This window comes from Kribbella sp. CWNU-51 (assembly GCF_054073265.1).
The window spans coordinates 74,019-93,280 of record NZ_JBSXMZ010000060.1; the positions used below are offsets into that span (position 1 = coordinate 74,019).

Here is a 19,262-nt window from a genome sequence, read left to right on the forward strand (position 1 = left end):
GCCGTGGAGCACCTACACTGATCGACGGCCGCTCCGGTGGCGTACGGTGCACAACGTGGTTACCGTCGCGTCGCTCCCTGTTCCCGACCACGGCCGGATGATCCCGTGATCCGCTTCGAGAATGTGTCCAAGACGTACGAGGGCCAGTCCAAGGCCGCTCTGCTGAACGTCAACGTCGAGATCGAGAAGGGCGAGTTCGTCTTCCTGGTCGGCACCTCCGGGTCCGGCAAGTCGACGTTCCTTCGCCTGGTCCTGCGTGAGCACCGGACGACCAAGGGTCACATCATGGTCGCCGGCAAGGATCTGAACCGGCTGGCCAGCTGGCGGATCCCGCAGATGCGGCGGCAGATCGGAACCGTGTTCCAGGACTTCCGGCTGCTGCCGAACAAGACCGTCGCGGAGAACGTGGCGTTCGCGCTGCAGGTGATCGGCAAGCCCCGCTCGCACATCCGCAAGACGGTGCCCGAGGTGCTCGAGCTGGTCGGCCTGGACGGCAAGGAGGACCGGATGCCGGACGAGCTGTCCGGCGGCGAGCAGCAGCGGGTGGCGATCGCCCGCGCGTTCGTGAACCGGCCGATGATCCTGATCGCCGACGAGCCGACCGGAAACCTCGACCCGGGGACGTCGGTCGGCATCATGAAGTTGCTGGACCGGATCAACCGGACCGGAACGACCGTCGTGATGGCCACTCACGACGTGTCGATCGTCGACCAGATGCGCAAGCGCGTGATCGAGCTGGAGAACGGTCATGTCGTCCGCGACGAGTCGCGCGGCGTCTACGGCTACCAGCACTGAGACGGCTGCCTGTCACCGGGCTGACACAGGGACTGACTGAAGAATGCGTCTGAACTACATCCTCTCCGACCTCGGCATCGGGCTGAAGCGGAACCTCTCGATGACGATCGCGGTCGTCGTCACCATCTGGGTCTCGCTGTCGCTGTTCGGCAGCGCGCTGCTCGCCCGCGAGCAGGTCGACCTGATGAAGGGGAACTGGTACGACAAGATCCAGATCTCGGTCTTCTTGTGCACCAAGGACTCCGGCGGCCGCGGCTGTACCGGCGCCGAGGTGACGCAGGAGCAGAAGAACCGGATCCAGCAGGTGATCTCGGCGAACCCGGACACCGCGCCCGACGGGGTGTTCTCGGAGTCGAAGAAGGAAGCGTTCGACTCGTTCAAGAAGCTGTACAAGGACTCGCCGATCGTCAGCACGGTCACCGAGGACCAGATGCAGGAGTCCTTCCGGGTCAAACTGCGCGATCCACAGCGCTATCAGAACCTGGTCAGCGCGGTCGCCGGCCTGCCCGGCGTCGACACGGTCCAGGACCTGCGCCAGTACCTCGATCCGTTGTTCAAGGCACTCAACGGCTTGCAAGTCGGCGCCCTGGTCGCCGCGGCGTTGCTGCTGGTCGCCGCGCTGATGCAGATCTCGAACACGATCCGATTGGCGGCGTACGCGCGGAGACGGGAGATCGGCATCATGCGCCTGGTGGGCGCGTCGAACTTCTATATCCAGCTACCGTTCCTGCTCGAGGCGGTGCTGGCAGCCCTGATCGGCGCGGTCCTTGCCTGCGGCACGTTGTGGGTCGGCGTCTACTTCGTGGTGATGCAGCGGGCCCAGGAGACCTTCCGCGTCTGGCAGTGGGTCGGCGCGAGCGAAACCTTCCGGGCCACGCTGATCATGGTCGTGGTCGGCCTGATCCTGGCCGTGGTCCCGACATTCCTGACAACGCGGAAATACCTCAAAGTCTGACCCGGGTGACTTATCGTGCAGTATCAGGAGTCACAACAGTAACTCCTGTACCGCACGACAACTTCATCCAGAGCAAGGGGTCGACCTGTGGTCCCGCACTTCCCCGGTGCGAACCCGCGTCCGCGGGGGAGCATCAAGCGAGACGACAGCACCGGCACCTCCGCACCGCTGTACCCGCGATCACGCACCGGACCGCGGGGCCGGCCGACGGTGGTCGCCGCTTGCTGCCTTGTCCTGTCCCTGTCCGCCGGAGTCCTGGCGGCGGTCCCGTCTGCTCAGGCGGACCCGCCCGATCCAGCCGCCAAGAAGAAGCAACTCGACTCGCAGATCACCCAGCAGAAGGCTGATCTCGCCGAGGCGTCCGACCAGCTCGGCAAGTCCGTTGCCGCCTACAACCAGGCGGAGGTGAAGTACCAGGCCGTCCAGGTCCGGTACGCCGCCGCCCAGGGCAAGCTGGCCGCCGCGAAGGCCGCCGATGTGGTTGCCGCGAGCAAGCTCGCGAGCGCCGAAGAAGCCTTGCGTACGGCGATCTCCGATGTCGCGGCAGGTGAGCAGCTGATCACGGAGAAGCGGAAGGTGGCCGGCCGGGCGGTGCGATCGGCGTACCAGCAGCAGAACAGCCTGGTCGGGCTGTCGATCGCGCTGCGTGGCGCGGCGCCGGCCGACATCGCCACCGGGATGCAGGTGCAGCGGAACGTGTTCGGCATCCAGGGCAACGCGATCACCAACCTGAACAACGCGCAGGCGCAGCTCGCGAGCAAGCGCGCCAAGGTGGCAGTGGCCGAGCAGGCCGCCGCGGCCGCACGGGCCGAGGCGGCCCAGACGGTCCAGCAGGTCACCGTGCTGACCCAGCAGGTCGCGGCCGACAAGGCCGAGGCCGCCGCGGTCGCTCAGGTCAAGCTGGTCGCCTTCAAGGCCGCCGAGAAGGAGAAGAACTCCGAACTGGCGCAGTACAACTCGCTGCTGCGCGAGCGGACCCGGGTCCAGCAGATCCTGATCGCCCGGGCTCGCGCCGAGAAGGCGGCTGCCGCCCGCCGCAAGGCGGCCCGGGAGAAGGCCGAGCGGGAGCGGGCGCGCAAGGAGCACCGGGCGCCGCGCAACGTACCCGACGAGCCGTCCGACAACGGTGGGCGGCTGAGCAAGCCGATCGACACCTACATCACGTCGCCGTTCGGAATGCGTTTCCACCCGATCCTGCACTACTGGAAGCTGCACGACGGCACCGACTTCGGCGCCGGCTGCGGTACGCCGATCCGCGCGGCCGCCAGCGGGGTCGTCACGGACAAGTACTACAACGGTGGTTACGGGAACCGGCTGTTCGTCTCGCACGGAGTGATCGACGGCTCCTCCATCACCACCGTCTACAACCACCTGTCGAAGTACAGGGCCCACGTCGGCGAGCGCGTCTCCCGGGGCGAGATCATCGGGTACGTCGGCACCACGGGCTACTCCACCGGCTGCCACCTGCATTTCATGGTCTACCAGGACGGCAACGTGGTTAATCCGATGAAGTGGCTCTGAGCAGGGTGAGATACTGGTCGGATGGTGAAACAGACCGGCCAGCAGAAGCCGATCGCGCAGAACCGGAAGGCGCGACACGACTACCACATCGAGGACGTGGTGGAGGCCGGCCTGGTGCTGACGGGAACCGAGGTCAAGTCCCTGCGGCAGGGCCGGGCCTCCCTCGTCGACGCGTTCGCCGCGGTCCGGGGGAACGAGCTCTGGCTCCAGGGGATGCACATTCCCGAGTACAAGCACGGGACGTGGACCAACCACGAGCCGCGCCGGGCCCGCAAGCTGCTGCTGCACAAGGACGAGGTGCAGAAGCTGATCAAGGCCGTCGAGCAGCAGGGGGTTTCGCTGATCCCGCTCTCGCTGTACTTCAAGGACGGCTACGCGAAGGTCGAACTCGCCACCGGGCGCGGCAAGAAGGACTACGACAAGCGGCACGCCCTGGCCGAGCGCCAGGCCGACCGTGAGGCCCGGCGCGCCCTGTCGGAGCGGACCCGCGGCCACTGATCCGGTCGCGTTGCCGCTGACCGGCGTACCCGAGGGCTGCCTGGGGTCCGGTCAGGGGTGCCTGGGGGCTGAACCCGATGGGGTGAGCGGCGTCCGGCGCGCAGAGTGGAGGCATGAGCACTTCAGACCTGCTGGTGACGCCGGCCCAACGGGACCGCGCAGTCGAGATCCTGAAAGAGATGTACGCCGACGGCCGGCTGGACCACTTCGAGTTCGACACCCGGCTCGAGTTGGCGCTGAAGGCCCGCACCCGAGCCGAGCTGAACAGCACGTTCGACGGACTTGTGTCCCGGCCGGTCCCGACGTACGCACCCGCCGCCTTCACCCGGCCGGCGCAGCTCCAGCGGTACGACTCGAGCGGCCGCGGGATGGGGACGCTGGCGCACTGGCTCGGGTACCCGACGTTCTTCGTCGGGCCGGCGATCGTGGTCGCGACGACGGGTCAGAAGAACCCGGCGGTGCGTAAGCATGCGGTCGAGGCGTTGAACTTCCAGCTGAGCGCGTTCGGAGCGTTCGCGCTGCTGGGCATCGCGACCGGGGTGACCCACGGGTTCCTGGGATTCCTCTTCCCGCTGCTCGGCATCCTGTGGTTCGTCCTCACGGGGATCGGCGGGCTCGCCACCGCGGTCGGCACGAACTTCCGCTACCCGTTCACGCTGCGGCTGATCAAGTAGCTCGTCTCTTACGCTAGGCGGCATGGCTGTTCCTGTCGCGGCGCGCTGGGAGGTCGCCGGGTTCCTGGGATTGACCGGGGCCACGGGGCTGATCGATGCGGTGAGCTATCTGTCGCTCGGGCACACCTTCGTGGCGAACATGACGGGGAACGTCGTGTTCCTGGGGTTCGCGGTGGTGCCGGCGTCAGGGTTTCGCTTCGGGCCGCCGGTGGCGGCGGTGCTTGGTTTCGTGCTCGGGTCACTTGGTGGCGGGCGGGCGGCTCGAGTGCTGGATGGGCGACCCCGGCGGTGGCTGGGGACTGCTTTCGGGGCGCAGGCGGTGGTGCTGTGGGTGTGCGCGCTGCTGGTGGATGTCGGCGTACTGCGGGAGACGGGCGGGACGTCGTACGTGCTGATCGTGGCGCTGGCGGGCTGTTTCGGGTTGCAGAACGCGACGGTGCGGCATGTGGCGCCGCGGGATCTGACCACGACCGTGCTGACGTTGACCCTGACAGGGCTGGCGGCGGACAGCGCGCTGGGCACCGGTCGCTCGGCCAAGCCGCACCGTCGGCTGGGCTCCATCGCGGCCATGCTCGTGGGTGCGGCGATCGGGGCGTTGCTGCTCCAGAAGACCGTCTCTGGTGTCATCGCTCTGGCCGGCGCTGTGGTGGCCGCCGCGGCGCTCATCTTCCTGTTTGCGCCCGCCCCGGCCCCGGATCCGGCCGCCTGAGCGCTGCCGCCGGGAATGTGAGGTGCGGGCGGTCTGTTGGACTTGGTAGTGTGGATCTTCCACACCCTTCGGGGCTGGTGGGAGTTTGACAACTCAACAGGGGGTGAACGGTTTCGACTTTGGACGTTAGTTCCAAGGGAAGCGGGCCGAGGATCCAGGGTTATCTCGTTAACGATCTCTGGAAACCAATAAGTGCCAATAACACGCGCACTAACTTCGCTCTCGCCGCCTGACGGCCTGAGGTAAACGAAGGGTCAGCCCGGGGATGCTTCCGACCCGGTTCCTGGCCTCAGCTAGGAAGCTTGCTGTGCTAGCCCGGTCACGGGGTTAGTACGGGACATTTACAGTGACTGAGCCTGTCAGCGACGTGTCTGTGAGAGCGCTGGGGCCGAGAAAATCGCCTAACAGACTGCGCCCGGAGAAGTCTTGGAGCAACGCTGAAGGACGCGGGTTCGATTCCCGCCACCTCCACCCCTTGAGAAGTGCCTGGTCAGAGCAACAGCGACCAGGCACTTCGTCGTTCCGCGACCAGTGACGCCGCCGGCGGGCGGATGCTCACATCCCCCCTCGGGCGGGTTCACTCAGGGGAGCTCGATCGAGGCTGCGGGGCGCACGCTTGCACGGCGGCCTCGATGGTGCCATGGATGTGCTCGGCGCCGATCACACCGGTCAGGCCCGTCTGGTCGAACTGCTCGCGGAGTTCGTCGGTTGCGTGCGCGACCTCGAACGTGATGTTGCGGCTGTGCAGTCCGGCCCGGACCTCGCTGATCGCCCCGACCGCGCTGGCGTCGATCCCGCTGATCATGGTGGCGTCCAGGATCAGGTGGCCGACGGGCTTGGGTGCGCCATCGACGGCAGCCCACACCCGGCGTTTGAAGAAGTGGGCGTTGGCGAAGAAGAGCCGTTCCTGGATCCGGTAGACGACCACTCCGGGGGTGATACCCGCGTCGGGGTGGGTGCCGACGTCGGCGTACCGCTGGTCGGCTTCCGAGTAGCCCAGCACGGCGTCGCTCGGGATGGCGGTGCGGCGGATCACGTCGATTATGGACAGCCCCATGGCGACCACGATCGCCGGCAGCACGCCGATCGCGACCACGACCACAGAGGTGATCGCAGCGATGCCAACCTCGGTGCGGCTGCTCCTGGCCAGTTCTCGCCACTGGGCCGGGTCGATGAGTTTCAGCGATGCGTAGACGATCACCGCGCCGAGGACCGCGGAGGGCAGGTAGCGAATGGGGGCGGTGAGGAACAGGAGGATCAGCAGGATGGTGCCGAAGGCGAAGAGGCCACTGACCTGACTGGTGGCCTTCATCGAGTCGTTGACGGCCGTGCGGGATCCGCTGGTGCCGACCGGCATGCCGTGCGTGAAGCCGGCCGCGACGTCCGCCGCGCTGAAGGAGAGCAGCTCCTGGTCTGCGTCGATGGTCTCGCCGTGTCGAGCTGCGAAGGATCGAGCGGTCAGGATCGAGTCCGAGAAGCTCACCAGGAAGATCGCCGCGGCCGGCAGGGCCAGGGAGAGCCACTCCGAGCCGGTGATGTGCGGCCGGTCGAACGACGGCAATCCGGCCGGGATCGAGCCGGTGACGGAGACACCGTGCGCCTCCAGGTCGAACAGCCAGGACACCACGATGCCGAGCACGACCACGACCAGGGCTCCGGGCCAGCGCGGAAGGAAACGGCCGAGCAGGATCAGGACGACAAAGGCGCCGCCCGCCACGGCCAGCGTCGCCAGATTCGCATGGCCGATGTGTGCGACGTTGTCGATCGCCGCCCGGATGGCACCGCTGTACGTGCTGGACAGGCCCGTCAGCTTCTCCAATTGACCGAGGATCATCAGCACCGCCACGCCGGTGATGTAGCCGACCAGCACCGACTGCGAGAAGTAGTCCGCGATCCAGCCCAGGCGCAGGAGCCGAGCGATGAGGAAGATGGCGCCGACGGCGATGGCCAGGGCGGCTGCCAACGTGGCGTACTGCGCCGAGCCCGCGGCGGCGAGCGGCGCGAGGGCACTGGCGACCAGCAGTGCCACGGCACCTTCGGGACCGATCACGACGCGTAGGCCCGACCCGAGCAGCGCGTAGGCCAGCACGGGCAGCAGCAGGGTATACAGGCCGGCGGTGACGGGAAGCCCGGCGAGCTCGGAGTATGCCATCGACGCGGGGAGGGCGAGGGCGGCGACCGTCAGCCCCGCCAGCGCATCGACCCGGAGCTTGTCCCGTGAGTAGCTCTTCAGCGAGTCGACCAACGGGACGTAGCGGCGCGTCCACGGTGGCTTGGTCGACGAGGCGAACGGGGAACGGCCCTCGTAGGCACTCTGGTAGGGGACGAGGACGACTTTCGCAGGCTCACCGCTCGAGCCCTCTGCATCGACCATCGGCATCCCGCTTCCTCAACGGACCGGTCGCGTCCTGCCATCAGGCTCACAGCCGGCCGGTAACCCCGTCATCACCCCTACCGGCTGACTTCACCTGGGCGATTTCGGCGACCAGCCCCACCGAAGTGCGTTCCGCGAGCGCCCGATTCCTCGTGACTTTCCGTCGCGCACGTACGAACGCACAGCCATCCGGGCCCAGATTGGCAATGAATATGTCCGTTATGGGCAGATATTCCGCTGCGGGTGGGTTATGCCAGAGAGGTGACAGGGGTGTGACAGTGGGGGCGGGGATGGTGGGGAAACGGACGAGGGAGGCTTGGGGTGCGGAGACGTGAGTGGCGGCGGGGCGTGGAGGTGGCTGGGGATGGGGCGGCGATCGGGGTTCTGAGCTTGGGGGCTGGCCCTGGGATTGTCGTGGTTCCGGGGAACAATCGGCGGGCTCATCATTACGAGGGCCTGGCTCGAGGGCTCGCTGGGGCCCACGAGGTGCACGTGGTTGAGCGGCGTGGCCGTGGGGTGAGTGGGGCGCAAGGGGCGTCGTACGGCGTGGAGACCGAGGTCGACGATGTCCTGGCGGTGATGGAGCGGACCGGTGCGCGAATGGTGTTCGGGCACAGCTATGGCGGGTTGGTGGCGTTGCATGTGGGACGGCGGCGGCCCCTGGACGCGCTGGTTGCGTACGAGCCGGCGGTGAGTATCGAGGGGTCGTTCGACGCGAGTTGGCTGAGCACGTTCACGCAGCAACTCGATGGGGGACATCCGACCGCGGCGATGGCGACGTTCCTCAAGGGCACGGATCTGCTGCCGTACAAGGCGACCTCGTTGCTCCGGGCAATCGCATTCCTGATGCTGCACGGGTCCGGCGGGCGTGAGACGCGGGACCTGATGCCGACGACACCGGCCGAGATCGGGGAGATCGTGCGCCTCGACTCCGATGGCAGCAGGTACGCCGGGATCGCGTCGCGGACTCTTCTCCTCGGTGGTGAGAAGTCGCCCGCGTACCTGACCGGCATCCTCCCGCGCCTCGCCGCGATCATCCCGAGCGCCGAGTACGCCGTATTGCCCGGTCTCGACCACAACGCGCCCGACGAGAACGCCCCGGATGACGTGGCGCAGCAGATTCGCCGTCTGATCGTCCGTGCGGAGCGGCCGCACGTGGAGCACGGGGCACCGATGGCCGTCCGGCAGGCGCGGATCCATCGGGATTGACGATGGATGAGGCGGGGTGGACATTCTGTGTGAGCACCCCCGCCTGGCGGACCACTGAGCTCAGCGGTAGGGGCGGAAGGTACGGCGCAGGTCGTCCGTCCACTCGCCGGGGAGCTCCCACGGGATGAAGTGACCGCCCTGCGGATGCGCGGTGAGGTTGACGTGGTTGTACCAAGCCGCGCGATCACTGTTGAGGAAGTTCAGGATGCGTTCCTCCGGCGTGTTGACGCCGGGTGGGTTCTCGTAGCCGACGAAGGTGATGCCGGTGGGGGCCTCGATCGCCGGCGTGCGGTCGTGCGACGGCGTCCAGGGGTAGCGGTTGTTGTTGGCGTAGGTGCGGATCGAGGTGTCGATCGCGTTGCCCGCCCAGTAGATCGTCGCGTGGGTGAGCAGGTCGTCGTCGCTGAACGCCTTGTCGCCCTCGGACCAGCTGAGCCAGCGCTCGAGGATCCACGCGAGCATGCCGGCCGGTGAGTCGGCGAGGCCGAACCCGAGGGTGCTCGGATCGAGCACGTGAGTCGCGAGGTGGGCGGCGAAGCGGCGCTCGAATTCGACAATCCGATTGTGGACAATCGGCGGCAGGTCGGGTGGGATCGGGTTGCCGCCGCTCAGATCCCAGCCGCGATCGCCGTTGAAGAACGTCAGCTTCAGCCCCGAACCGATGTGGATCCCGTAGAGCTCATCGGCGTACTTGTGCCCGAGTTGGCCGGTCACCAGCGCGCCGACATCGCACCCGCCGGCGGCGTACCGCTCGAAGCCGAGCACTCCGGTCATCAGCTCGTGCCAGACGTCGGCGATTTTCCAGAAGTTCATGTCCGGCTGGTTCGTCAGCGGCGTGGAGAACCCGAACCCGGGCAGCGACGGCACGATCACGTCGAACGCGTCGGCCGGATCACCGCCGTACGACGCCGGGTCCGCGAGCGGATCGATCACCTTCGACCAGTGCCAGAACGTCCACGGCCAGCCGTGACTCAGGATCAGCGGGATCGGCCGCGGCCCGACGCCGGCCTTGCGCATCAAGTGCACGGGTACGCCGCCGACGTCGACGCGGTAATGCTCGTACGCGTTGATCGCCCGCTCCGCCGCCCGCCAGTCGAACCCGTCGGCCCAGTACTCGACCAGGGCCTGCAGCTGGGTACGACGTACGCCGTAGAAGCCGTCGTCGTTCCCGACGTCGAGCGGCCACTTGGTCGCGGTGAGCCGGCGGCGCAGATCGTCGAGGACCTCGTCGGGGACATGGATCGGGGTGGGCTCCAGGGGAAAGCCGGTCATGGTTGCTCCTCAGCGGCGATCTCGGTCAGCCGGGTCAGTACGTGGACGGACCCCGCGAGTACGGCGCGCTCCTCGGGGGTGAGCTGGTCGACGAGGCGGGTGAGCTTCGCGACCCGGTTCGCATGGCGGGAGCGGACGATCTGCCGGCCCGATCGAGTCAGCGACAGCAGCATCGCCCGTCCGTCGCTCGGATCGGGGCGGCGTCGCAGCAGTCCGTCCTGCACCAGCTTCGCGACCAGGCTGGTCAGGGCGGGCTGCTTGAGCTGCTCGGTCGCCAGCAGATCGGTCAGTCGGAGCGGGCCTTTGCGCGACAGCGTGTGCAGCACCGACAACGTGGAGAAGTTGAACTTCCGCACCGACGGCAACCGGATGAAGATCGTGTTGAAGTCCTCGATCACCGTGGTCAACCGGTCAACATCCAACCCGTCCGCCATGCCCTGAACTATATCAATCTTCGATATAAGCCAGCAGGGCGGTCCCGGTTGCCGTGGCGGAGGCGGCCGACCGGCCGGCGTTCAGGCGTCGACGGGGTGCCATTCGGGGTGACCGTCGTGGGTTTCGACGTGGCCGAAGGGGACGTCGGCGAAATGGATGCCGAAGCCGAGGGTGTCCGGCTGCGAGAGTTCCTTGATCAGGCGGTGGCGGTGTGCGGTGGAGAGGGCGCGGTCGTGGTCGGGCGCGGCCCACCATTCCGGATGGGCGATCTGGATCGGCGAGTGCAGCGCGTCGCCGAACGCGATCAGGCGCCGGCCGGCCGCCTCGACGACGTACGCCGCGTGGCCGATCGTGTGACCACCGGTCACCTGGACGCGGACGCCGGGGAAGATTTCGTTGCCGTCGGCCACAGTTCGCACCCGGGGGCGCAGTACGTCGAGGATCTCGCGGCTCGTGCCACTGGCCTCGGCCAGTTCGGGATTCGACCACTCGGGCTCCGTCAGCAGGTAGTCGGCATGGGCGAACGCCGGTTCGTCGCTGCCCGGTGCCGGGTGCCAGGCCCAGCCGAGGTGGTCGATATGCAGATGGGTGAAGGCGACCGCCTCGATCTCCTCCGGCATGCGGCCCAGCGCGGCGAGATTGTCCAGCAGTGCGCCGCCGCGAATCACGCCGATCGGGTTGCCGGGTGTGGCCGGCCACGTATCCGGTCCGAAGCCGGCGTCGACGAGCAGCGCGCGTTCGCCGTACTCGATCAGCAGGCCGCCGAGGCTGCCGGCCAGGTGGCCCGTGTCGTCGACGTACTCGGGATGTCGGGCCCAGATCTCCTCGGTCGTCTCCGGGAACCAGCCGTGCGGGACGAGTTGGACGGCGCCGTCCGGCACGTAACTCACCCGGATCGGGCCGAGGTCGACGGAACGAAGGCGGGCCGGGCGGCGGAGACGTTCGTCGGGTGATGCGGTCATCGTGCGCCCTTCGTCGAAAGTGGATCGAACGCCGATGACGATAAAACATCTGACTTGAAAGATTCAAGCTGTAAATATTCTGGCTTGATGAATGGGGTAGGGTGCGGGCATGACGAGTCCGGAGGCCTCCGAGCGGCAGCTGTGTGGGCTGGTGAACGGACTGTCCCACCAGATCGGCGAGCATCTGCGGGCGCGCGCGGTGAAGCTCGGGCTGACCGCTCCGCAGGCGACCGCGCTGCGCGAGCTGACCGGCCCGATGACGATGGGCGAGCTGGCCGAGCGGATGAGTTGCGAGCCGTCGAACGCGACGTTCGTGGTCGACAAGCTGGAGAACCAGGGCCTGATCGAACGTCGCCCGCACCCGACCGACCGGCGGGCGCGCCACCTCGTGCTCACCACGAAGGGGAACGCGCTGCGCGCCGAGCTGCTCGAGCTCCTCGCTCAGGAATCACCGCTGGCGGGCCTGAGCGCGGCGGAACAGCACACGCTGCAGCAACTCCTGGACCGGGCGATCACCAAGCGCTGAGCTGTGTCACTTGGTCAGGACGATGCCGGAGACGGCGACGTCGGTGTCGCCGGACTTCAGGGTGAGGGCCGCCGCCGTGGTGGCGTCGGGGAGGTGACCGGTGAAGGTGATGGTGCCGTGTTCGGACCCGCCGGCGGGGATGCTGCCGGGCCACTGGCTGCGTGCGGCGTCGGCGCGCAGACCGTTGCCCTCGCCGCCGCTGAAGGTGGCGTTGCCTTTCAGAGGCAGCCTGACCGCCTGCTTGCCGGTGTTCTTGACCAGGAGGTCGACGCGGGTGAAGTGGCTCGTGTAGGTGACGTTCTGGACGGTGACAGTGAGACCGTCGACGGTCTTGGCGACGGGTTTGATCAGGCGGGCCTCGCCGGACTCGTTGCCGGTCAGGTAGCCCCCGACGTACTCCGCGCCCGCGGTGAGGGCGAATCCGCCGACACCGACGCCGACGAGTACGACGACGATCGCGACGACGATCGAGACGTCGAGCCGGCCGGCGGCGCGGCCCTTCGGTGCGGCGGCGTCGAGGAGGGCGATGATCATGGCCAGGACCAGGGCGATCGCCGGCGGGACGAACCAGCGCAGCGCGCCGCCTGGGCCGTCCGCGAGGAAGGTGACGATCAGGTTGATCACGAGGCCGAGGACGATCACCGCGCCGGCGATCAGCAGCACGCGCAGGAGACGGACCGTGCCGACCTCTTCGGAGCCGTCGTCGTCGGACCCGACGCGGTCGGTCGGCGGGAGGCGGTCGGCCTGGTGCGCTCGGCTGGTGTCGGGCCAGCTGGCCGACTCGTTCCAGCTCGGCTGTGCGGCCGGTGAGTTGCCCTGGTCCCATGGAGGGTTGGCGAGCTCGGAGTTGTCGGACGGGTAGGCGGCCCAGGGGGCGTCCTCGTCGGTGCCTTCGTACGACGGTTCGTCCGGGAAGAGCGGGAAGTTGCCGGGAGCATCCTCCCGGCGCGGGATGTCCGGCGGGGCGGGCGGCGGCGCTGCGTTGTCCAGCGACCCGGAGCCCGCAGACCCGAACGGACTCCCCTCAGCCTCGTCAGCCGCAAACGGACCCGACTCCGACGCATGATCCGCGGGGGTGAAGGGGCCGGCGTCCGACGCGTGATCCGCGGGGGTGAACCGGCCGGCCTCTGACTCGGGGTCGGTGGGGGTGAAGGGCCGCGCGTCCGGCTCGGGGTCGGCGGGGGTGAAATAGCCCGGCTCGGACACGGGGGCGAAGGGGCTCGGGCGGTTGGCGTCCGCGGGTGGGGTTTGGCGTGGTGAGGTGAGGTCCGCGGGGATGAAGGGGGACGGGTTCTCGGGGACCGGGGCGGCGGGTGGGGGCGGTGTGGCGGGGCTTGGAGTGCCGAAGTGCGCGGGAGGTGGGGCGGCAGCGGTGGGCGGCATTGCGGCAGGCGCGGAGGCCGCGGGGCCGGGAGCGGAGGCTGCAGGGCTCGGGGCGGGCTCCGCCGGGGCCTGGACCGGGGTTTCGTGGAACGTCAGGACTGAGCGGCCGATGTGGATCCGGTCGCCTTCGGTGAGGGGGGTGGGGGCGGCCAGGCGGCGGCCGTTGAGGCCGGTGCCGTTGCGGGACTCGTCGTACAGGGTCCAGGTCGTGCCGGTGCGGCCCAGGCGGGCGTGGATCCGGGAGATCTGGTCGTCGGCCTGCAACCGGATGTCGGCGTTCGAGGCACGCCCGATCGTGATCGTGTCGCTCTCGGCCGGCAGCGTCCAGCGCTGCGTGCCGAGTGACAGCGCGAATTCGGTTTCCACTCACACCCCAGCCCGGCAGCCAACCCGTCTGCGCGATTCTGCCTGCAGCATCGGCGATTGGTCCAGGCCGCCCCGTCCTCGACCTGCGTGATGTTCCCGACTTTGTCAGCTCAAAGGCCGATTTTCTCTGTAATCGCGCGATGACAACGCGGTCATTGTCCGAGTCGTGCCAGCGGCATCGGAGCGCCTTGCCCGGCGATCGGCGCGGGCATAGTGTCCGTCCGCGCGATCCATCGGCGGCCGATAGAAAGGCGAGGGCAACAAATCGGTGGATAGGCCGGAGGTCCCAGGCAGAGGTGGTGCAGCTGCCTGCAGTCCGGCGAGGCGCAACCCGCCCAGCACCATCTTCGCGAAGGGACCACATCCATGGTCTTGTTTCAGCGTTCCCGCACGCCTGCTGCCGTTCTCGCGGTCACCAGCCTCGCGGTAGCGGCGCTCGCCGGATTCGGAACCTCAGCGGCCGGTGCCGCGCCGAATGCGGCACCACCTCCCCGGCCCACGCAGGCACAGTCGAAGGCGTACGCCGCCGACGCTGCCGCCTCGCTGGTCGCGACCCGGCCGGCCGGTCTGCATGCCGGCAAGGACGACAAGTTCACCGCCAAAGCGGTGATCTCCGAGCCGTCCGGCCTGCAGTACGTCCCCTACGAGCGCTCGTACAAGGGACTCCCGGTCGTCGGTGGTGACTTTGTCGTCGTCACCGACGAAAAGGGTGCGGTGCAGGCCGCGTCCGTGGCCCAGACCACCGCCGTACCCGACCTGTCGACGTCCGCCAAGGTCACCGCCGCGGACGCCAAGGCGACCGCGACCAAGCAACTGAAGCGGGTCGACTCGTCGACCACGCCGACGCTGGCCGTGTACGCCCTCAACGGCACACCGAAGCTGGCGTGGCAGTCCCGTGTCACCGGCAGCAACGGCAAGGAGCCGTCGAGCCTGTCGGTGTACGTCGACGCGCAGAGCGGCAAGGTGCTCGGCACCCAGGAACACGTGATGGCCGGCAACGGTACGGCGGCGTACAGCGGACCGAGCCCGGTCCACCTGGACACCACGCTGTCGGGCAGCACGTACTCGATGAAGGACCCGAACACCACCAACCAGTCCTGCCAGGACGCGGCGAACAACACCACGTTCTCCGGCCCGGACGACAACTGGGGCAACGGCAACGCGACCAGCAAGGAAACCGGCTGCGTCGACGCGCTGTACACCGCCCAGACCGAGCGGCACATGCTGACCGACTGGCTCGGCCGTAACGGCTTCGACGGCAACGGCGGCGGCTGGCCGATCCGCGTCGGCCTGAACGACGAGAACGCGTACTACGACGGCACGCAGGTGCAGGTCGGTCACAACACAGCCGGCGGCTGGATCGGTTCGCTGGACGTCGTGGGTCACGAGCTGGGCCACGGCATCGACGACCACACGCCTGGTGGCATCTCGGGTTCCGGTACGCAGGAGTTCGTCGCCGACACCTTCGGCGCGGCCTCCGAGTGGTACAGCAACCAGGCCTCGGCCTACGACCCGCCGGACTTCCTGGTCGGCGAAGAGGTCAACCTGGTCGGCAGCGGCCCGATCCGCAACATGTACAACCCGTCGGCGGTCGGCGACCCGAACTGCTACTCGAGCTCGATCCCGGGCGCCGAGGTGCACGCCGCTGCCGGTCCGGGCGACCACTGGTTCGTCCTGCTGTCCCAGGGCAGCGGCGGCTCGCCGAACGTCCCGACCTGCAACAGCTCGACGGTCACCGGCCTGGGCATCCAGAAGGCGATCCGGATCATGTACAACGCGATGCTGATGAAGACCAGCAGCAGCTCGTACCTGAAGTACCGGACCTGGACCCTGACCGCGGCCAAGAACCTGTACCCGGGCAGCTGCACCGAGTTCAACACCGTGAAGGCGGCGTGGGACGCGGTCAGCGTTCCGGCGCAGTCGGCCGACCCGACCTGCAGCAGCACCGGCGGCGTCACGGTCAACAACCCGGGTAACAAGACCGGCACCGTCGGTACGGCGATCACGCCGTTCACGCTGACGGCGACCGGCGGCACCGCGCCGTACACCTGGTCGGCCACCGGCCTGCCGGGCGGCGTCACGATCGGTTCCTCCACCGGGACCGTGTCCGGCACCCCGACCGCCAGCGGCACCTTCAACGTCACCGCGACGGCGACCGCGAGTGCCGGTGGTTCGGGCAGCACGTCGTTCACCATCACCGTCGGTGGCACCGGCGGCTGCTCCGGCCAGAAGCTCGGCAACCCGGGCTTCGAGACCGGTACGGCGACGCCGTGGTCGGCGTCGACCGGAGTGATCGACAACACCACCTCCCAGCCCGCGCACAGCGGGACCTGGAAGGCGTGGCTGGACGGCTATGGCAGCACGCACACCGACACGCTGAGCCAGTCGGTGGCGATCCCGGCCGGGTGCAGCGCGACGCTGTCGTTCTACCTGCACATCGATTCCGCCGAGACCACCACCACGACGCAGTACGACAAGCTGACGGTGAAGGCCGGCTCGACCACGCTGGCGACGTACTCGAACCTGAACAAGGCGAGTGGCTACTCGCTGAAGTCGTTCAACGTGTCGTCGTTCGCCGGTCAGACGGTGTCGATCAGCTTCACCGGCACCGAGGACAGCTCCCTCCAGACCTCGTTCGTCATCGACGACACAGGCCTGAACCTGAGCTGATCCCAGCCTGACGACACCGGCCGCCGTACCCCAGCCAGGGGTACGGCGGCCGGTTCGTTCGGGGTCAGTTGAGGGTCATCCGGGGTTCGCCGTTGGTGAGGCCGGGGGCGGAGATGGTGCAGGTGCCGCCGCGGTTCTGGGTGTAGGTCTGGCGGACGCAGGAGCGGAGTGCGAGCTGGGCCCAGTAGTTGGGGTGGAGGGATTCCTGGATGTAGTAGTTGGAGCCGATCGTGGTGACGGTGCGGATCTGGTTGATCCACTCGGTCTTGTCGACGGCGGTCGGCTGGGTCCAGGAGCTCAGGCCGACTTCCTCGTACAGGCCGACCGTGTTCTCGCACAGGCGGCGGCCGTTGAAGGCGGACTGGAGTTCGAGCAGTCGCGTGTTGGTCAGGCCGGACTGGCCCATCGCGGCGCGGACCGTGGTGTTGATGGTGTTGAGAGCGGTGCTGTTCGCCCAGTCGGCGTCGGAGTTCCAGAAGCCGCAACCGCCGACGCTCTGCCGGGTGTAACCGCTCTGCCCGTACCGGAACCCGCTCGCGGCCGGGATCGGTGACGGGTAGGTCTGGACGAGCAGGGTCCACGCGTTGTCGCCGTACCCCGCGTTCCGCATGGCAGTGCGGACGTTCTGGAAGGCGGTCGCGATCCGCCCACGTACGGCGGTGACGTTGGCGGACGTGAAGTTGGCGACGACCGAGGAGTCGTCCTTGCAGTAGTCCGGGAACCACGACGGCGACGTCAGGAAGTCGGTCACGCACGACGTCACGATCGATGCGAAGTTGAAGTCGTTGCCGCCGATCGAGACGACCACCTGCGTGACGTTGTGGCCGGCCGCGAACTGCTGCAGCATCTTCGCCTGGCCGAGGTGCCCGGCGCCGTCGTCGTAGAAGTCGATGCCCGGCTTGAAGTCGTCACCGGTGCTGGTCGTGGTGCGGGCGCCGGAGCAGGCCAGGTCCAGTCCGCCGACCCCGCCGCCGATGTACGCCTCCGCCGACTGGCTGCGGTGGCACTTCGGGATCAGCTCGGCGGTATGGCTCGCGTTGTCGTGATAGGCATGCGCGCCGAGTGCGTCGGCCGGCGCCTCGGAGTTGTTCGAGCTCCCGGCCCACCGGCCGGCCTCGCCCGAGATGTAGGAGTCGCCGACGGTGACGACGTACGGCGTACCGGACCCGGGGCCGTCGGCCAGCGCGGGGGATGCGACCAGGCCGAGCCCGGTCATGGAGAGCACAAGGATCAGGGACACTCGACGACTTCTCGGAAGGACCACCGGAAGGCCTCTCTCGCCGGAGTTCGGTGATCGTCAGGACCCCCCACCCGATCACCGTCGGCAGAAATGTACTTCCGGGTAACCACTCACCGGTAGACCGAGAGTGCTGACACCTTTGCGCCCTGTCACCGCCGTGTCACCGTCGTGTCAGCACTCTCGTGCCAGGCTCAGCCGCCGAGGTCGAGCTTGTCGGGGTAGCGCGGCTCCCACCACGCGCGCCAGCGGGCGTCGAGCTCGGCGCCGTCGGTGTCTCCGTAGAGGCTGAGGACGGCCATCGTGGCGCCGTCGGGTTTCTGGTCACCGGGCGGGATGTGGCTGAGCACCAGCAGACCGTTGCCCCAGGCATCTACCGTCAGGCCGATCTGGTGCTCGGAGGTGTACCAGACCTCGCCCTTCACCTGCTCGCCCACCAGCACGAGTTCGTAGGAGCTGCCGGCGGGGCCGGGGGAGATGCCGAGCTCGGCCATCGGGGAGACGGGGCCGGTCCCGGAGTAGAACAGCGTATGGCGGGCTTCGCCGGGGTGGCGTTCGACGGCGAACCGCAGCTGGTTGAGGAAGGTCGTCCAGCCCTCGGTGACGTCGTCGTAGTATGCCTCCCACTTGGGATCGGCGCCGCGCGGAGCCCGGGTCAATGTGATCCGCGCGCCACCCTCGACCGGCTCGACCACGAACTCGTCGCCGTTGCCGAGGGTCAGGGTCGTGCCCTCCTCGACGGCGCGGGTGAAGTAGATGAGGTCGATCTCCTCGTCCAGGCCGCCCTCGGGGCCCTCGTACTCCCAGCCGTGCCAGTGCCGGATCTTCTGCTTGTCGCGCAGCGCGTCCCACACCGCCTCGACGGGCGCCGCCACGGTCACCACGATCTGTGGCCTGTCCTCGCTCATGAGTCTCCTTCGGTACGACGGGGTGCCGGGTGGCCGCCCGCGATCAGCCGATACGGGCGCCCGCCCTCGGCATCGAACTCGGCGACCGTCCGTCGCACCGCCTCGGTCAACGCGTCGGTGAAGGCGTGGACGTCGCCCGGCTCGGCGAACCGTACCTCGGTCTCGAGGGTGAACGTGAGCAGCCGCTTCCCCTCGGCATCGGCCGCGCTCTGCATCCGGGCCACGTCCCGAACGGTGCCGGAGGCAACGTCCACGAGGTGCTCGGCGGCGTACTGGTCCTGGATCTGGATGAACGCGCGACCCATCACAGCCGGGTCGACCACCAAGGTCGCGGCCGACGCGCGCAGGATCCGCTCGGTGAACCCGCGCCGCTGCCGCTCCTCGACGAGCTCGACCAGGCCGGCCTTCTCGAGCTCGCGCAGGTGGTAGTTCACCCGCTGGCGCGGCAGCTCCAGCACCGCCGCGAGCTGCGTGGCCGACGAGGGCTCCCGGAGCAGCTCGAGCAGCCGGCGCCGGATCGGCGACAACGCCAGGCGCACCTTCTCCGGCTCCTCGACAAGCATGCTCTCAATCTGCTCTTGACAGGAAAATCTGTCAAGAGCACAGGTGAGCAGGTGCTGGAGAGCGATTGTCCCGGGTCTGGGCGGATGGGCTCGACGGCCGTAAGGTACTTACTTAACTTCGTGAAGCATTGGGTTCGAGGCGTTGACATCTGGGGTCGCGGGGTAAATAGTTCCGTCCTGAAATCAATCAGAAAGCAGAGTGAAT

Annotated in this window: 17 protein-coding genes and 1 other RNA gene; 10 read left to right on the forward strand and 8 right to left on the reverse strand. The window is 68.1% G+C overall.

Annotation, left to right across the window (positions count from 1 at the left end; genetic code table 11):
• The first annotated feature begins 105 nt into the window (after positions 1-105).
• The 7 genes from ftsE to ssrA all read left to right on the forward strand — a co-directional run bounded on the left by ftsE (position 106) and on the right by ssrA (position 5,626).
• On the forward strand, positions 106-795 hold the full coding sequence (gene ftsE / locus ACXC9Q_RS41050) for a cell division ATP-binding protein FtsE (RefSeq protein WP_328523461.1): 690 nt from the start codon (positions 106-108) through the stop codon (positions 793-795).
• 43 nt (positions 796-838) lie between these two features.
• Positions 839-1,750 carry a permease-like cell division protein FtsX gene (gene ftsX / locus ACXC9Q_RS41055; protein WP_457062391.1) on the forward strand — a complete coding sequence of 304 codons (912 nt, stop codon included), beginning with the start codon at positions 839-841 and terminating at the stop codon, positions 1,748-1,750.
• Between the two features lie 87 nt (positions 1,751-1,837).
• Complete coding sequence (locus ACXC9Q_RS41060) at positions 1,838-3,271, forward strand: M23 family metallopeptidase (protein WP_457062392.1); 1,434 nt, start codon at positions 1,838-1,840, stop codon at positions 3,269-3,271.
• A 21-nt stretch (positions 3,272-3,292) separates the two neighbouring features.
• Positions 3,293-3,769: an SsrA-binding protein SmpB gene (gene smpB, locus ACXC9Q_RS41065; RefSeq protein ID WP_457062393.1), complete on the forward strand. Its 477-nt coding sequence runs from the start codon at positions 3,293-3,295 to the stop codon at positions 3,767-3,769.
• Positions 3,770-3,882: 113 nt separating this feature from the next.
• Complete coding sequence (locus ACXC9Q_RS41070; RefSeq protein WP_457062394.1) at positions 3,883-4,443, forward strand: DUF4870 domain-containing protein; 561 nt, start codon at positions 3,883-3,885, stop codon at positions 4,441-4,443.
• Between the two features lie 22 nt (positions 4,444-4,465).
• Positions 4,466-5,152 carry a YoaK family protein gene (locus tag ACXC9Q_RS41075; RefSeq protein WP_457062395.1) on the forward strand — a complete coding sequence of 229 codons (687 nt, stop codon included), beginning with the start codon at positions 4,466-4,468 and terminating at the stop codon, positions 5,150-5,152.
• Between the two features lie 99 nt (positions 5,153-5,251).
• Positions 5,252-5,626, forward strand: a transfer-messenger RNA (tmRNA) gene (ssrA, locus tag ACXC9Q_RS41080).
• A 103-nt stretch (positions 5,627-5,729) separates the two neighbouring features.
• Here the strand turns inward: ssrA and ACXC9Q_RS41085 are convergent.
• On the reverse strand, positions 5,730-7,532 hold the full coding sequence (locus ACXC9Q_RS41085; protein ID WP_457062397.1) for a SulP family inorganic anion transporter: 1,803 nt from the start codon (positions 7,530-7,532) through the stop codon (positions 5,730-5,732).
• Positions 7,533-7,940: 408 nt separating this feature from the next.
• Between ACXC9Q_RS41085 and ACXC9Q_RS41090 the strand changes: the two genes are divergently transcribed.
• Positions 7,941-8,735: an alpha/beta fold hydrolase gene (locus ACXC9Q_RS41090; protein ID WP_457062398.1), complete on the forward strand. Its 795-nt coding sequence runs from the start codon at positions 7,941-7,943 to the stop codon at positions 8,733-8,735.
• Between the two features lie 60 nt (positions 8,736-8,795).
• Here the strand turns inward: ACXC9Q_RS41090 and ACXC9Q_RS41095 are convergent, their stop codons facing one another.
• From ACXC9Q_RS41095 to ACXC9Q_RS41105, 3 genes are all read right to left on the reverse strand, one after another.
• The gene (locus ACXC9Q_RS41095) at positions 8,796-10,007 is read right to left on the reverse strand and encodes an epoxide hydrolase family protein (protein WP_457062399.1); all 1,212 of its coding nucleotides are present in this window, start codon (positions 10,005-10,007) and stop codon (positions 8,796-8,798) included.
• Positions 10,004-10,441 carry a MarR family winged helix-turn-helix transcriptional regulator gene (locus tag ACXC9Q_RS41100; RefSeq protein WP_457062401.1) on the reverse strand — a complete coding sequence of 146 codons (438 nt, stop codon included), beginning with the start codon at positions 10,439-10,441 and terminating at the stop codon, positions 10,004-10,006. The genes ACXC9Q_RS41095 and ACXC9Q_RS41100 overlap by 4 nt, the downstream gene beginning before the upstream one ends.
• An 81-nt stretch (positions 10,442-10,522) precedes the next feature.
• A complete protein-coding gene (locus tag ACXC9Q_RS41105) occupies positions 10,523-11,404 on the reverse strand; it encodes an MBL fold metallo-hydrolase (RefSeq protein WP_457062403.1) in 882 nt (293 codons plus the stop codon).
• A 109-nt stretch (positions 11,405-11,513) separates the two neighbouring features.
• On the opposite strand from ACXC9Q_RS41105, the gene ACXC9Q_RS41110 reads away from it, so the two are divergent.
• The gene (locus ACXC9Q_RS41110; RefSeq protein WP_457062404.1) at positions 11,514-11,930 is read left to right on the forward strand and encodes a MarR family winged helix-turn-helix transcriptional regulator; all 417 of its coding nucleotides are present in this window, start codon (positions 11,514-11,516) and stop codon (positions 11,928-11,930) included.
• A 6-nt stretch (positions 11,931-11,936) separates the two neighbouring features.
• Here ACXC9Q_RS41110 and ACXC9Q_RS41115 read toward each other — a convergent pair whose 3' ends face one another.
• Entirely contained in the window at positions 11,937-13,679 is a 1,743-nt protein-coding gene (locus ACXC9Q_RS41115) for an FHA domain-containing protein (protein WP_457062405.1), read from the reverse strand.
• 366 nt (positions 13,680-14,045) lie between these two features.
• Between ACXC9Q_RS41115 and ACXC9Q_RS41120 the strand changes: the two genes are divergently transcribed.
• Positions 14,046-16,349: a M4 family metallopeptidase gene (locus ACXC9Q_RS41120; protein ID WP_457062407.1), complete on the forward strand. Its 2,304-nt coding sequence runs from the start codon at positions 14,046-14,048 to the stop codon at positions 16,347-16,349.
• Between the two features lie 64 nt (positions 16,350-16,413).
• Here ACXC9Q_RS41120 and ACXC9Q_RS41125 read toward each other — a convergent pair whose 3' ends face one another.
• The 3 genes from ACXC9Q_RS41125 to ACXC9Q_RS41135 all read right to left on the reverse strand — a co-directional run bounded on the left by ACXC9Q_RS41125 (position 16,414) and on the right by ACXC9Q_RS41135 (position 19,057).
• The gene (locus ACXC9Q_RS41125; protein ID WP_457062408.1) at positions 16,414-17,589 is read right to left on the reverse strand and encodes a hypothetical protein; all 1,176 of its coding nucleotides are present in this window, start codon (positions 17,587-17,589) and stop codon (positions 16,414-16,416) included.
• A gap of 191 nt (positions 17,590-17,780) precedes the next feature.
• Positions 17,781-18,494 (reverse strand): SRPBCC family protein, encoded by a 714-nt coding sequence (locus tag ACXC9Q_RS41130; protein WP_457062410.1) that lies wholly within the window; start codon positions 18,492-18,494, stop codon positions 17,781-17,783.
• The gene (locus ACXC9Q_RS41135; protein ID WP_457062412.1) at positions 18,491-19,057 is read right to left on the reverse strand and encodes a helix-turn-helix domain-containing protein; all 567 of its coding nucleotides are present in this window, start codon (positions 19,055-19,057) and stop codon (positions 18,491-18,493) included. The genes ACXC9Q_RS41130 and ACXC9Q_RS41135 overlap by 4 nt, the downstream gene beginning before the upstream one ends.
• Positions 19,058-19,262 lie beyond the last annotated feature (205 nt).

Excerpts from the sequence above, each read along its gene's own strand:
- ftsX (WP_457062391.1), top strand. The coding sequence starts at position 839 with ATGCGTCTGAACTACATCCTCTCCGACCTCGGCATCGGGCTGAAGCGG.
- smpB (WP_457062393.1), top strand. The coding sequence starts at position 3,293 with ATGGTGAAACAGACCGGCCAGCAGAAGCCGATCGCGCAGAACCGGAAG.
- ACXC9Q_RS41070 (WP_457062394.1), top strand. The coding sequence starts at position 3,883 with ATGAGCACTTCAGACCTGCTGGTGACGCCGGCCCAACGGGACCGCGCA.
- ACXC9Q_RS41075 (WP_457062395.1), top strand. The coding sequence starts at position 4,466 with ATGGCTGTTCCTGTCGCGGCGCGCTGGGAGGTCGCCGGGTTCCTGGGA.
- ACXC9Q_RS41085 (WP_457062397.1), bottom strand. The coding sequence starts at position 7,532 with ATGCCGATGGTCGATGCAGAGGGCTCGAGCGGTGAGCCTGCGAAAGTC.
- ACXC9Q_RS41095 (WP_457062399.1), bottom strand. The coding sequence starts at position 10,007 with ATGACCGGCTTTCCCCTGGAGCCCACCCCGATCCATGTCCCCGACGAG.
- ACXC9Q_RS41100 (WP_457062401.1), bottom strand. The coding sequence starts at position 10,441 with ATGGCGGACGGGTTGGATGTTGACCGGTTGACCACGGTGATCGAGGAC.
- ACXC9Q_RS41105 (WP_457062403.1), bottom strand. The coding sequence starts at position 11,404 with ATGACCGCATCACCCGACGAACGTCTCCGCCGCCCGGCCCGCCTTCGT.
- ACXC9Q_RS41110 (WP_457062404.1), top strand. The coding sequence starts at position 11,514 with ATGACGAGTCCGGAGGCCTCCGAGCGGCAGCTGTGTGGGCTGGTGAAC.
- ACXC9Q_RS41120 (WP_457062407.1), top strand. The coding sequence starts at position 14,046 with ATGGTCTTGTTTCAGCGTTCCCGCACGCCTGCTGCCGTTCTCGCGGTC.
- ACXC9Q_RS41130 (WP_457062410.1), bottom strand. The coding sequence starts at position 18,494 with ATGAGCGAGGACAGGCCACAGATCGTGGTGACCGTGGCGGCGCCCGTC.
- ACXC9Q_RS41135 (WP_457062412.1), bottom strand. The coding sequence starts at position 19,057 with ATGCTTGTCGAGGAGCCGGAGAAGGTGCGCCTGGCGTTGTCGCCGATC.